12 protein-coding genes and 2 tRNA genes are annotated in these 13,950 nt (G+C 32.4%); 5 read left to right on the top strand and 9 right to left on the bottom strand.

Features of this window, described 5'->3' with window-relative positions; all coding sequences use genetic code 11:
* Positions 1-14: 14 nt before the first annotated feature.
* Entirely contained in the window at positions 15-1,277 is a 1,263-nt protein-coding gene (locus tag DUZ96_RS06525) for a hypothetical protein (RefSeq protein ID WP_114301140.1), read from the bottom strand.
* 339 nt (positions 1,278-1,616) lie between these two features.
* Between DUZ96_RS06525 and DUZ96_RS06520 the strand changes: the two genes are divergently transcribed.
* Positions 1,617-1,676: transfer RNA gene (locus DUZ96_RS06520), tRNA-His, on the top strand.
* A gap of 101 nt (positions 1,677-1,777) precedes the next feature.
* Here DUZ96_RS06520 and DUZ96_RS06515 read toward each other — a convergent pair.
* The 4 genes from DUZ96_RS06515 to DUZ96_RS06500 form a co-directional block, all read right to left on the bottom strand.
* Positions 1,778-3,364 carry a M28 family peptidase gene (locus DUZ96_RS06515; protein WP_114301139.1) on the bottom strand — a complete coding sequence of 529 codons (1,587 nt, stop codon included), beginning with the start codon at positions 3,362-3,364 and terminating at the stop codon, positions 1,778-1,780.
* Positions 3,365-3,459: 95 nt separating this feature from the next.
* Positions 3,460-4,491, bottom strand: a complete 1,032-nt coding sequence (locus DUZ96_RS06510) for a M28 family metallopeptidase (protein WP_114301138.1) — start codon at positions 4,489-4,491, stop codon at positions 3,460-3,462.
* 70 nt (positions 4,492-4,561) lie between these two features.
* Positions 4,562-4,897 carry an FUSC family protein gene (locus tag DUZ96_RS06505; protein ID WP_114301137.1) on the bottom strand — a complete coding sequence of 112 codons (336 nt, stop codon included), beginning with the start codon at positions 4,895-4,897 and terminating at the stop codon, positions 4,562-4,564.
* A 3-nt stretch (positions 4,898-4,900) separates the two neighbouring features.
* Positions 4,901-5,680 carry a DUF3108 domain-containing protein gene (locus tag DUZ96_RS06500; RefSeq protein WP_114301338.1) on the bottom strand — a complete coding sequence of 260 codons (780 nt, stop codon included), beginning with the start codon at positions 5,678-5,680 and terminating at the stop codon, positions 4,901-4,903.
* Between the two features lie 175 nt (positions 5,681-5,855).
* Between DUZ96_RS06500 and DUZ96_RS06495 the strand changes: the two genes are divergently transcribed.
* Positions 5,856-5,940, top strand: a tRNA-Ser gene (locus tag DUZ96_RS06495).
* Between the two features lie 110 nt (positions 5,941-6,050).
* On the opposite strand, the gene DUZ96_RS06490 is transcribed toward DUZ96_RS06495, so the two are convergent.
* From DUZ96_RS06490 to DUZ96_RS06480, 3 genes are all read right to left on the bottom strand, one after another.
* Positions 6,051-7,091, bottom strand: a complete 1,041-nt coding sequence (locus tag DUZ96_RS06490; RefSeq protein ID WP_114301136.1) for a CaiB/BaiF CoA-transferase family protein — start codon at positions 7,089-7,091, stop codon at positions 6,051-6,053.
* A gap of 215 nt (positions 7,092-7,306) precedes the next feature.
* Complete coding sequence (locus DUZ96_RS06485) at positions 7,307-7,810, bottom strand: nucleoside-triphosphatase (RefSeq protein ID WP_181855242.1); 504 nt, start codon at positions 7,808-7,810, stop codon at positions 7,307-7,309.
* Positions 7,797-8,810 carry a hypothetical protein gene (locus tag DUZ96_RS06480; protein ID WP_114301134.1) on the bottom strand — a complete coding sequence of 338 codons (1,014 nt, stop codon included), beginning with the start codon at positions 8,808-8,810 and terminating at the stop codon, positions 7,797-7,799. The genes DUZ96_RS06485 and DUZ96_RS06480 overlap by 14 nt, the downstream gene beginning before the upstream one ends.
* A 422-nt stretch (positions 8,811-9,232) precedes the next feature.
* Between DUZ96_RS06480 and DUZ96_RS06470 the strand changes: the two genes are divergently transcribed.
* The 3 genes from DUZ96_RS06470 (at position 9,233) to DUZ96_RS06460 (ending at position 12,792) form a co-directional block, all read left to right on the top strand.
* Positions 9,233-9,862 (top strand): NAD(P)H-dependent oxidoreductase, encoded by a 630-nt coding sequence (locus DUZ96_RS06470; RefSeq protein ID WP_114301133.1) that lies wholly within the window; start codon positions 9,233-9,235, stop codon positions 9,860-9,862.
* Positions 9,863-9,935: 73 nt separating this feature from the next.
* On the top strand, positions 9,936-11,135 hold the full coding sequence (locus DUZ96_RS06465) for a DegT/DnrJ/EryC1/StrS aminotransferase family protein (RefSeq protein WP_114301132.1): 1,200 nt from the start codon (positions 9,936-9,938) through the stop codon (positions 11,133-11,135).
* Between the two features lie 88 nt (positions 11,136-11,223).
* The gene (locus DUZ96_RS06460; RefSeq protein WP_258774331.1) at positions 11,224-12,792 is read left to right on the top strand and encodes a family 16 glycosylhydrolase; all 1,569 of its coding nucleotides are present in this window, start codon (positions 11,224-11,226) and stop codon (positions 12,790-12,792) included.
* Here the strand turns inward: DUZ96_RS06460 and ribB are convergent.
* Complete coding sequence (gene ribB / locus DUZ96_RS06455) at positions 12,789-13,934, bottom strand: 3,4-dihydroxy-2-butanone-4-phosphate synthase (protein WP_114301130.1); 1,146 nt, start codon at positions 13,932-13,934, stop codon at positions 12,789-12,791. The two genes, DUZ96_RS06460 and ribB, sit on opposite strands and share 4 nt — an antisense overlap.
* Positions 13,935-13,950 lie beyond the last annotated feature (16 nt).

The raw sequence follows: 13,950 nt of genomic DNA, 5'->3' as shown, positions 1-13,950 counted from the left end.
TTTATTTTTTAAAATTACCACCAACCGTGAGGATTCCCTAAATCTGTATCACCGTATGGGTCATAATCATCATTTTGATTGTCATAGTTTTGATCTTCTTCCTGTGAAGACAAATATTTTTTTCTTTCTTCATCCATACTTTCTGAAGCCCAACCTTTTTCAGGCATAATTTGACTTTTAAAAAATCTAATTAGCTTTTTACCTTTATCCCTGCTAATCCTGTAGTTGTGAAAACTTGCAGAAAAAGAAACACTAGACCAATCAAATTCCCAATCACTTTCAATTAAATTATTCTTTATTAAATTTAAATTGGAAGTTGACTTTAGTGTCTTTTCAAAGTCAAACTTAACCAGCTCAGATTTCCAAAGATCTTTTTGATGTTCTCTTTCCTCATCATTTAACAAATTAGAACACTTGTAGAGATTAATTTTTAACTTGAATTGCTCCAAGTAAAAAAACCCATCTGGTATAAAATCCCAGTCATTATCATACTTTAAATGATTTAAATTATTTACAACGTTATTACTTCTATAAATTAGCTTACCAATATATCTTTTAATGCCTTGAATTTGTATTAATTCGCCCATACCAATTTCAAAAGCATTATTATTTGATTTTAAAAATAAATTATAGTCATTAATTTCACAATTAATCTTTGCTGAAACATCCTTATTGTAAATTTTATATTTTTTTTCCTTGCTACTTATATCAACAGGTGTAATATTTGCATTTTTCAATTGAAATAAAATATTAATTACAATGACTTTGTAATAATGTGAGTTGTAATAAATTTCAAAGAGCCATCTTAGTTTAGTATTTGATCTGCTACCATAAAATTTACCATTTAAAATATCTTGGATATTTACCTTGTTATTGATTTCTTTGTGGACTAAGCTTTGAGCTATTTCTAAGTCAATCAATACATCAATTACATTATATTCATAATTTCCATTTTTTTCCTGGACTAGGACATAATTTTTGTCCATGACATCCCTAAACTCAATTATTGCAGCTAAAGCTCTTGAGTAAAAATCCTTCCAGGTAAAGCAGGACCTTGTTTTTTTGAGACACCAAGTATTGAGAGATTTAGAGTATTCACCCTTTTCGTAATATAACTTTGAAATATATCTATGAGCATTAGAAACCTCTAAGCTATTTTTTGCGTGATTTTTTTGCTTTAAAAACTCTTTAAACTCATCCAAAGCATAGTTAGTCAAACCTTCTTTAAAAGACTCTTGACCAGCTTTATAATTACTTAAATAATCAGTGTTACCCACAACAGAATTAATTTAAATTGTGTAAAAAATAGATAAAAATCATAATATATCAACTGCAATTTAACTCTATTAGTAATATAAAAAACACTGTTCTTTTAATTTTACTCACAATTTTAAGCTATAAATAATCAATAGATTGTAGGGGCACTTGGATTAGCTTTGGTGATAAATTTGAGAACACATTAAGTTTAGAGAAAATTATAGGAGATCTCAATACTTATAAATTTTCATTTGATGGCTGGAGGAAGTCATATGACACTTTTACAGATTAAGAAATTAAATTTTTTGGTGGGATGAATAAATGAAGTTTTTTTTATTGAAACAAAAATAATAATCAATCGCTCAGTTGGTTAGAGCGCCTGATTGTGGTTCAGGAGGTCGTCGGTTCGAGACCGATCTTCCACCCAAAAAGACCAAGCCTTTCGGAAACAAAGAGCTTTTTTTGTATAAAAAAAGGCCATTCAAATTTGAATGGCCTTTTTATTAATATCATTTATTTTTTATTGTTCACTTGTTTTGTCTACAACAATACGTTCCTCACGATTTGCTATTTCCCAGGCGGTATGAAAAACAAGCCTAGTTCTGTTTTCTAATAAATCGTACTCAATTTTATCAGGTGTATCCGTATCCTTGTGATAATCTGCATGAGTACCATTAAAATAAAATATCACTGGAACATTATTTTTTGCAAAATTATAATGATCTGATCGATAATAATATCTGTTTGGATCGTTCTCATCATTGTAGGTGTAATCTAATTCTAGATTAGTATATTTTTTGTTTACTTCTTCAGAAAGATTATGCAGGTCAGAACTCAATTTATCACTTCCAATGAGATAAACATAGTTTCTACTACCTTCCTTGCGTTTAGGATCGATACGGCCAATCATATCAATATTTAAATTTGCCACAGTGTTTTTCAATGGAAAGATCGGATTCATATCAGTGTAATATCTTGACCCTAAAAGACCTTTTTCTTCTCCAGTAACATGCAAAAACAAAATCGAACGTTTAGGTGCATCTCCAGCTAATTGCGCTGTCTTAAAAGCTTCAGCAATTTCTAATATTGCAATTGTACCAGAACCATCATCATCAGCACCGTTATATACTTTACCATTTTTTACACCTTCATGATCTAAATGGGCAGAAATAACCAAAATCTCTTCAGGTTTTTCTGAACCTTCAATAAATGCTACAACATTTTCTGAAGATATGTTGATTGAGTTGTTCTCAATTGTCATTTTTAATTTGGTATTAACAACTTTAGGAGTATTATCATCCATAATTTCAGAATGAAGGGCAGTTGCAAGATTTTTATTTACCATTAGCATCATCATTCCTTCCTCCTTGTTTTTTAACGAAAGGCGACCTGCAGAGCCAGAGGAGGCTTGACGCTTAAAATAAGGAGCATATCTCGAAAACAAACCTTCATCTAAATAAATCAATCCTTTAACTCCGTTTTCCATTGCTGCTTGGCTTTTACTAGATAATGATTGACGTCCGTTAGTCCATTTAGTTTCTTTTTTATCACCAGAGGTAATATAGTTACCATCCACGTCTTCAGGTTCTCCTGCTTTTGCTAATACAATTTTACCCTTTACGTCAACACCTTTATAATCTGAGTAATTATCGGCATCTATACCATAACCAACATATACAACTTCATTAATTAAAATATCAACCGATTCTGAAACCGCTACAGCAATAAGATCTTTAAAATTTTCAAAATTTTTACCATTGACACTGAGTTGTGCTTCTGCTACCTTTTGCTTTTCAAGTGGTACATCTTGAAAATAATTATCGCCAAGTGGTGATGCAATGCCCATATCTTGGTATTTAGTTTTTAAATAATCTACAGCCAATTTCTGGCCTTTTTCACCAGTTTCTCTACCTTCAAACTCATCTGATGCATATTTGTAAAGCATTTCCTTTAATTCGTCTGAGGTAATTGTTGCTGCATAAGTAGCTGGAGTAACAACATTTGTAGATTTAGTTTCAGGTGTCGGCGCAGGAGCTAAACTCTTAGTGGATGTGGCACAACTTGCAATAATCAGTGGGATACATAAAAGTATAAGTAGTTTCTTCATTAATTTATTGTTAGATAATTGTTTAAAGAGCAGTAAAGCTACAAAAATTAAGAGGCCTTACTTAATACACTAAATTTCTTTTAACAAACTTTAACTTAAATTTTCTCCGCCTTAAGTTTATAATTAGAATTAGCTAAATACCAAGCTGTTGCAAAAATTAACTTGGTTCTTTTTGATAGTAAAGGATAATTTATTTTTTCTGCTATGTCGGTTGGTTTGGTATAGTCTTCATGCTCACCATTAAAGAAAAAGATAACAGGTATTCCTTTTAAGGCAAAGTTATAGTGATCAGACCTGTAATAATAGCGGTTAACGTCTTTTTCCGCATTAAACGTATAATCTATTTCCAAATTTGTAAAAGTAGAATTGGCAGTCTGTGCTATAAAATGTAATTCTGTACTGATTCTGTCTGATCCTATAAGGTATATATAATCTTCATTGTCTTTGTGATCTTCATCAACTCTTCCTATCATGTCAATATTTAAAGTTGATACTGTATTCTCAATTGGGAAAATAGGATTATTGGTATAATATCTGGAGCCGTGAAGACCAATTTCTTCAGCCGTAACGTGAAGAAAAACAATACTACGTTTAGGTCCATTGCCATCAATTGTAGCCTGCTTAAATGCTTCTGCCATTTCTAAAACAGCTGCTGTACCTGATCCATTGTCATCTGCTCCATTATATATTTGACCATCGATTATTCCTTCGTGGTCAGAATGTGCAGAAATGTATATATATTCATCAGGAAATTGAGACCCTTCAATATATGCTATAACGTTTTGAGACGCCTTAACGTCCTCTGGTAAGACTTCTTTAGGTACTACTTGAAAATAATCTGGATGCGATTCTGGCGCCTTAATATTTTGCCGGAAATAATAAGATCTAATATAATTACAGACTTCATTATGTCCAGGTTCACCTGTCATTCGCCCCTCATACTTATCATCCGAAATTTCCTCGACGTGTAGTTTTAATTCTTCTTCAGTAATTGTGTTTAAGTACTTGTCAACGGTTAGTTTATCATCATAAGAAATACTATTCTTAAGGTTTTCAATTCTTTCGCTATGTCTAAGAGTGGAACATGAACCGACAAGAATCAATGCTGAGGCAAATAGTAATTTCATAGATAAATAACAGATTTGCGCAAAAATAAATTAAAAATTTTAATATGTGTTAATAGAGTTAAGGGGGTAATTACAAATCTTCATCGATTTCTAAACCTTCGAGAATTTCTTTAGAATCTTCAAGATTTTCTTCTTCTTTTTGTTCTAATTGCTCAGTATCCCCCAATTCTGCGGTACTGAATACACCCTTATAAATTGTTAATACCAATGAAATAATGACTAACAAAAATATATATTGAATTGTTTTTGTTTTTGTATTCTGCTTTTTGGAAATAAACAATATCATTAAGCCACATAAAAACGCAACGATAATTGGTATAATGGCTAGATTTGAAAGTGGTGTTACAGCAAGAATAGTTGCTAATATTGCTGTAATAAAGCCAAGAACTGTAAATACTTTTTTCATGTTTTAATATTTTAAGCCTGATGCTGAATCAATTTTTAATTCGCCGTTACCAACTGGTATTTTAAATTTGGCATAAACTGGTATTTTATTTTGATCTGCTGTTAACCAAATTAAATTAGAGTTACTTCCTTTGAGAACATTGCTACTTTGCATTGAAATGGCCAGTTTATAGCATTCTTTTCTACCAATATTTGTTGATATAGTTTCTTTGGATACATAACGAACCGAAATTACAGTTTCTTCATTATCAAAAAGAACAGTAAGGTTTTGCTGATCGCCAGGATTTGCTTTATGTATATCCATGTTTCTTATACTATACAGCGTTGTTACCAAGTCTTTTGTTGAAGGACTGAATTTTATTGTTTTATTGGTTTCCCAAATTGTTCCATCACCTCTTTTTTTCTTTCTGTTGCTGTGTACAGTATTTGTTTTATGGCTGAATTTATATTGCATAAATTTATAATAGCCACCTTCACTAATATCTCTTTTATAAAGATAGGGTGTCAAGGTTTTTGGATTTACATAGCTTTCGTATAAATCTCTAATCTTAAAAAAATTATCCCACTTTTTATAAGTTGCAGCAGTACATTTAAGTCGCAATAATGTGCTTTTAGAGGTTTTAACCTCGCTTGTTTCCATTTTAACTTGGGCAATATCAGTTAGTATTCCTGACATATTATAGGATGCTGTATATACCAATTTCTCACCTGCGGCAATGGTCTTATTTTGGGCAAAACTCTGGAGCCCAATTACAACCAAAAAAGCAAAAAAATAATTTTTCATAAGTTTTAATTTCTCTAATAACGATTTTATGAGCATTTATTGTGCCGAAAATACAATGCTTTACTAAATGTTACTAATTTAATTTTCAATTGATTTGCCTTTTTGGTTTAATTGAAAAAACTAAAGAAAAATCTTTGGCTAGATAAAAAAGCGTTTTATATTTGCATCCGCTATTGGAGAAATGGCAGAGTGGTCGAATGCACTGGTCTTGAAAACCAGCGAGGGTCACACCTCCGGGGGTTCGAATCCCTCTTTCTCCGCAGAACCCTTTTTAATCATATGATTTTAAAGGGTTTTTAATTTTTGGAAATCTTTCAATAGCTGATTTGATATCAAGTTTTTTTCATCGATAGAACCCATTTATTAATTGCTAAATCAATGCAGTTCTTACTCTAACTGTTTCAATGCCATCAATTACTTCCTTAAGTAGCATCTTTTCCGACTTCTTATCTTTAAAAACGTCTTGCATGTTTTTTACTATACCATATGGGATGTTTTTTAGTTCCAGTTGAGATATCCAGAATTCTGATGTTTTTTGGGCTATATACTTACTTATTTCACTATTTAAGACTTCTCTTTTAGATAATCGCTGGGCATTGGTTTCAAACTTTTTAAATTCTAGACCTGTGAGCGAACAAAAATTTTCAAATTGCTTATCGGATCCAATGGCCAAAACAAGTAGTTTACCATCTTTGGTATTATACGTATCTCCATAAGGAGCAATGTTAGGATGCTGGGTTCCCATGGGCTGCGGATTATGCGCTTCCATTAGCCAATTAGTAGCTTGATTAGCTAAAGATGCTAAAGCACTTTCATAAAGTGAAACTTTGATATGTTTTCCTTTACCTGTATGTAACTTGTTAATAATTGCACACAGAATAGCTTCTTTTAAGTGGTGAGCGGCAAGTATGTCAATTAAAGCAACTGGCATTTTCACAGGGTTTCTATTTGGTTCGCCATTCATGTACATAAACCCAGTTTCAGCTTGTAGTACGACATCAAATGCAGGTCTCGATTCATCACCTTCAAATCCTGTAAGTTCTGCATAAATAAGGGATTGGTTGTATTGTTTTAAGACATCATAATCTAATCTTAATTTTCTAGCTGTGCTTGGTTTATAGTTGGTTATAACAATGTCGGCATTCTTAATATGACTAATTAGAACCTCATAATCAATTTGATCTTTTGCATTAAGCAATATACTTTCTTTCGAAAAATTTGCCGCACTATAATATGCAGAAATAGAATTTTCTTTGGATTCGGTTGGGAGTTTCCAGGTTCTGGTAACATCTCCTTTAGTAAGTTTATTTTCTATTTTAATAACCTTTGCACCTAATTCTGCAAAGAAAGTACCAGTTAATGGACCAGCTAAAACGCTTGCCAATTCTACTATTTTTAAGTTTTTGAGCATAATACATATTCTTTATGAAAGTTATAGAGGACCTTAGGAAAAACTTTGAGTGCTTTTGCTTATCAAAAACGTTCCTTTATTACCCTAAATTACAATTAAAACCTACCAAGAACAATTAACTTTTGTATATGAAAAGATAAGGAAATAGTCAGCAATAATCATAATAGCCAAAGATTATTTTAGCTTAGTTTTTAGGGCGATTATATACCATCAAGCTAGGTAAACTGACTTTTGTTGAGATACCGATTATTGAATTCTTTCAGGTTGAGAATCTCAAAATGGGTTGGTTTATATTTTACAATAAAATTCTTCAGGCAAGATTCTCTAACTACGAAGAATAGATCTGAATTAAAATTTCGCCCATTTATGAGTTTTAGAACTAAATCATGAAAACCTTTATTTTTATTTATTTCTAATGGCCCGATTTCATCTACAATAATTGTTTTGCTGTTTTCTTCAAATAATGATTTAAGAATTATTTTTTCAACTTTGTCAAAACTATTCTTGTCAAAAATATACCTGCCTATTTTAAGATTTTTGTTTTTGGTTTCCATTGGTATAAAATCGTTTGTTTCGATTATTTGAAACATTCTTTTCCCATTTACTAAAGGAGTTAAAAACCCTTTGAGTTGAGGATTGATTTTTACCCATTTTTGAAGGCTGGTAGTTTTACCAATTCCTTTTTTGTCTGAAAGTATATAAATTTTAAGGTTGCACACTATCATCAAAATGGTAATAAAGGGAGAGGCTTAACCAGTTTATTATGAATAACTTAGCTCTTTTCAAAATATTTTTTTCTTTCAAAGTAAGACTATTAGCTGCAGTGATATTTCTTCTGATTGAAGGCATTAACTCCATTATGTTATTTAAAGGTTCATTTTGTGATTCCTTTTTCTTTTTAGCCCATTTCTGTATTAAAATATTAAATATGGGATTAAAAATGAAAAGGAAAAAAATTATGGCACCTATTGTTCTCAATACTATATAAAGTGCACTATTTAAGGAGCCAGAGAACACAAATACCAGAACTGAAAAGAGTAGTAAAAATCCAATAAGATAAATTCTCTTTTTCTTGCGCTTACGTTTACTTAGTCCATTGTCATTAAATTTTATTTCTGAACTATTGATTGTTTTTGCGTTTTCATAAACACGATTTGGTAATCTAATAGCGATTAAGCCAATAAAAATTCCAATTACCAGGTAAAGTAATGCATATAGACCTAGAAACACCCATGGTAAATCCGAGATCCAATCCATATTTAATTTATCCTGAATTCCATTGAATAATTCTTTAATAGAATCCCACAATCCAATTCCAAAAATTATGGTTAAAGTGAGAATTTTTTGAAAGGCTGATTCTAACAAAGCAATTGCTCCGAATATCGTGCTACTAACCTTATTAACACCTAAAGCGGCATAAATACATGCACCTAATACTCCTTGAAATAAAACCGCAATGTAAGCCATTGGCGGTGAATGCGGGCTTGCCGTAACTTTAATTAATACTACTAATAATGTTGCTTTTAAAATTACATTGAATTTATTGGAGCTAATACATGCTAGATAGGTAATAATAAGAACTGCGAAACTTCCAAGAAATAATCCACTAAATGGTATATTTAGAGCATGTAATAAACCGCCAATACCACTTTCACTCACTGCCCATATTGCAGTAAGTTTTGCATTAAATAAAAAAGGTTTGTTTTGTAATTTAATCATTTTTAAAACCTATTTATTTGTATTGATGTTAAAAGTCATTAGCAATTAGTTAATATTTTTAAATGAGTTAAATTAAAAAAAGAAATGTTAAATATAGATGCAATAATGAATTAATATCTTTTGATACGGACATGGCAAAATGAGCAAAATCGTTTGTCTAAATTCTAATTATCCATAGTTATAAGGTGTTAATATTAGCTCGTTGTAATATGAAAGTTTTAATCTACAGTTCTAAAGCTTTTGAATATTTAAGAGGGAATAGCTAAGTTTAATTAAAACATGGAAGCGCTGAAACATAATTTCTTATTTAAGGGTTATTTTAAAAAATTAGAACAGCAAGAAAAAATAGAAGAAAAGCGTTCTGACAATTAGGGGTAATTTTAAAAGTGTTGTATGTATCTTTGCAAAAAAAAAGAACAGCAATGTCTATTATAGAAAAATTAAATTGGCGATATGCTACTAAAAAGTTCGATACTACTAAACAGCTTTCAGATAGTCAATTAGAAATTTTAAAAGAAGCCTTTAACTTAACTGCTTTGTCCTATGGACTTCAAACCTTAAAAATGGTTGTGGTAGGTGATAAAAGTATCAGGGAAAATTTGGTTGCACTTGCGTTTGGTCAAAGACAAGTGGTAGATGCTTCACACTTGCTTGTATTGTGTATTCAAAATGAAATTGACACAGATGATGTAGAGGAACATTTTGATACCGTTAAAGCCATTAGGAATACACCTGATGAGTTATTAGATCCTTTCAAAGAAAAATTAAAATCTACAATTGAAACCATGCCTGATTCTAAGAAATCAGATTGGGCAACCAAACAAGCTTATATAGCACTCGGAAACTTGATGACAGTTTGTGCCATAGAGGAAATAGATAGTTGCCCAATGGAAGGATTCTTACCAGAAGAATTAGACAAGGTTTTGAATTTAGATAAATATGAATTAAAGTCTGTGTTGCTTTTACCTGTTGGTTTTAGAGCTGAAGACGATATGTTTGCTTCTCTTAAAAAAGTAAGAAAGCCAATTTCTGATACGGTTTTAGAATTGTAAAAAAGAATACCCCAAAACATCTCTAAAGACTTATATTTGTTAGTGAATTTTAATTACATAAAGTTTCCAATTTATGCCAGGATTTGAATTATTTAGCCATTTAGAAAGAAAGGAAGTAAATGATGTTTTAGACAATGGTGTTTTAATGCGTTATGGTTTCGATGGCATGCGCAAGGGCCATTGGAAAGCAAAAGAATTAGAGAGTGAGCTACAACATGCATTTCAAAGTAAACATGTACAATTAGTTTCTTCAGGTACAGCAGCGGTTTCTGTTGCATTGGCATCTGCAGGAGTTGGAGCAGGTGATGAGGTTATTATGCCAACTTTCACATTTGTGGCAAGTTTTGAAGCTATAATGATGCTTGGTGCAATTCCGGTATTAGTTGACATTGATGATACATTAACCTTAGATCCAAAGGCAGTAGAATCTGCAATAACACCAAAAACAAAGGCTGTAATGATTGTGCAAATGTGTGGAAGTATGGGTAACATGGAAGTACTAAAGGCAACTTGTAGGTCAAATGACTTAATATTTGTTGAAGACGCCTGTCAGGCCATTGGCGGAACTTATAAAAATAAACCTTTAGGTAGTATTGCAGACGTTGGTTGTTTTTCTTTCGATTTTGTTAAAACCATTACATGTGGAGAAGGTGGAGCCGTCGTCACTAACAATCTTGAATACTACCGTCATGCTGATCATTATAGTGATCATGGTCATGACCATATTGGTAATGACAGAGGAGCAGAAACACATCCGTTTTTAGGTTATAATTTCAGAATATCAGAATTAAATGCGGCTGTAGGATTGGCTCAAGTTAGACGTTTGCCAGAATTTATAGCCATTCAGAAAAAGAACTATTCCATAATAAGGGAGGAACTATCAAAACTTTCTAGTGTAACGTTTAGGACTGTACCTGATGGTGGTGAGGAAAGCTATGCTTTTTTAAATTTCTTTTTACCGAACCTTGAAGATGCAAGACAAGTTTCTAAGGCATTTAAGGAGAATGGTATTGATGCATGTTTCCATTATTACGATAATAATTGGCATTATATCAGAAAATGGGATCATCTTAAGGAACTAAAATCATTGTTTCCTATTACGCAGGAAGTAAAACAAGGATTAAAATATCTTGAGACAAAAACCTTCGAGCAATCAGATCGGTATATTGCTCGTAATATTTCATGCTTAATAAAATTGTCGTGGTCAGAAAATGAGGTTATTGAGCGTGCCAAAAAAATGTCAGAAATTATAAGCTCTACAATAGCAAAATAGGCTTTTGTAATTATTGTATGGTTAAAGTATAGGTAATCCTTTCCCTTCTGGTTTAATTGTTTCTTATCTTTCAAAAAAAAATGAATATATGTTAAAGAATTACGCCTCAGTAATATTGCTTTCAATATGTGTACAGGTCTCAGTAGCTCAGCAAATGCCAATTGACTTTGCCGATAATCAAGATGTGTTTATTCCATTTGCAGGTAGTGGTTTTGCATTAACCGTTGATCCTCAGAATCCAAATGATGTAGCTGGTCAGTTTATTAATGATGGTAGTGATATTTGGCAGGGATTTTATATAGATCTTAGTCAACCTATAGACCTCAGTGTAGAGCAACAAATTACCTTAGATTTTTATCAGTTTGATCCAAATGCTCATACCATACTGCTAAAACTAGAAAATGGTACAAATCCAGATGTTGAGGTACAGCAAACCGCTTCTGGTGCTGGTTGGGATAACGATATTTTATTTGATTTTGCTAATGCCACAATAAGTGGTACTGGTACTGGTGTTAATGCTACAGGTAGTTATACTAGACTTGTTATATTTATTGATGGAGGTGTAGCACAGCCTGGAACTTATATCATTGATGATATTGATGATGGTTCAGATCCAGGTGATCCACATGCATTGGACGTAATTTACACTGATTTGGTCTGGTCTGATGAGTTTGATAGTACAACTCCTGAAGCCATAGACGCTACAAAATGGTATCATCAGACATTCGGTCCAAATGGTGGGCAATGGTTTAATGGAGAGCAACAACATTACACGGATAGACTAGTTAATTCTTATGTAGAAAACGGAAATTTAAATATTGTAGCCAAAGCAGAGAATTTTACACAAGATGGAGTAAACTTAAACTATACATCTGCTCGCCTTAATTCTAAATTTGCATTTACCTATGGTAGAGTAGATGTAAGGGCAAAACTACCATTTGGTGAGGGAACTTGGCCCGCAATTTGGACATTAGGAAAAAACATCACAGAAACCGGAGCTTATTGGGAAACACAAGGATTTGGAACTACTGGTTGGCCGGCTTGTGGAGAAATAGATATTATGGAGCATGGTTTGGGTGCTACAAATCATGTGAGCAGTGCTTTACATACACCATCAAGTTTTGGAGCCACTGAAAACTTCCAATCCTATATTTTACCTGATGTAGCCAATAATTTTCATGTATATTCTATGAATTGGTCTCCAAACCAAATTACTTTTTTAATTGATGGTATTGGTTTTTATACCTACAATCCAGCAGTTAAGGATTCTAGTACTTGGCCTTTTGATGCAGATCAAGATCAATATTTACTTCTAAATATTGCAATGGGTGGTGTGTCAGGTACAATAGACCCTAATTTTGTAGAAAGTAATATGGTAATTGACTATGTAAGGGTATTTCAGAATACTAGTTTAAGTACTAATGAGAATTTTGCAAATAAATTTAGCGTTTACCCTAATCCTACATCAAGTCTAATCAATATAAGTTCAACCGAGCAAGTTGATAGAGTAAATCTATTTAATCCGTTGGGTCAAGTTATACTGAGTAAAACCAACAACTTAACAAAATTAAATGTAGAACACCTCAAGCAGGGTTTATATATATTGAAGTTATACTCAGGTGATAAAAGCGTAACTAAGAAAATAATTATAGATTAATAATTTATGTAATCTACAATCTCTAATCCATAGCCAATCATTCCAACACGTTTAGTTTGAAGACTGTTTGAGATTAGCTTTAGTTTGCTAATCTTTAAATCGTGAAGTATTTGAGCACCTATACCAAAGTCTTTACTATCCATTCCTATGCTTGGTGCTTTTACCAATTTTCCTTCAACTTGATTCTCTTTAAGTATAGAAAGTCTCGTTAAAAGATTCATGGACTGTGCTTGTTGATTAATAAAAATAATAGCACCCTTACCTTCATTATTGATAACATTAAACATATCATCTAATTGTTTGTCAGCATTATTGGTGAGTGTACCAAGAATATCATTATTGACTAATGTTGCATTAACACGTGTCAAAACAGATTCACCAGATTTCCAATTGCCTTTGGTTAAGGCGATATGAATTTGATTGTTGGTTGTTTGTAAATAAGCTCGAAGTCTAAATCTCCCAAAACGCGTTTCAATTTCGAAATCTTCTTTTTTCTCGATTAAAGAGTCGTAGTCCATTCTGTAGGCGACTAAATCTTCAATTGAAACTATTTTTAAGCCAAACTTATTTGCCACTTCCATTAATTGAGGTAGTCGTGCCATTGTACCATCCTCATTCATAATCTCCACAATTACTCCAGCAGGAGAAAATCCTGCCAGTCTAGCAAAATCAATCGCTGCTTCAGTATGACCGGTTCTTCTTAAAACACCTCCTTCTTTCGCAACAAGGGGAAAAATATGTCCAGGTCTTGCAAGCTCAAATGCTCTCGTTTCGCTGTTAACCAATGCTTTAATAGTTTTGGCACGATCTCTAGCTGAAATTCCTGTACTTACACCATTTCCTCTTAAATCCACAGAAACGGTAAAAGCTGTTTCCATAGGGTCAGTATTGTTTCTAACCATCATATTAAGCTCAAGCTCTTCACATCTGTTTTCGGTTAGTGGTGCACAAATTAAACCACGACCATGTGTAGCCATGAAATTGATCATTTCTGCAGTAACCTTATCTGCAGCAGCCAAGAAATCTCCTTCATTTTCTCTGTTTTCATCATCAACCACAATAATTACCTTACCCTGACGAATATCTTCAATGGCTTCTTCAATGGTATTTAGAGAGGTTCTAGTTTTTGCAGTAGTACTCATATAATCAATTTAAAGG

This window comes from Winogradskyella sp. KYW1333 (assembly GCF_003335675.1).
GTDB lineage: Bacteria > Bacteroidota > Bacteroidia > Flavobacteriales > Flavobacteriaceae > Winogradskyella.
The sequence above is the reverse complement of the archived record's forward strand: the minus strand, read 5'-3'. Positions and strand labels throughout refer to the sequence as shown.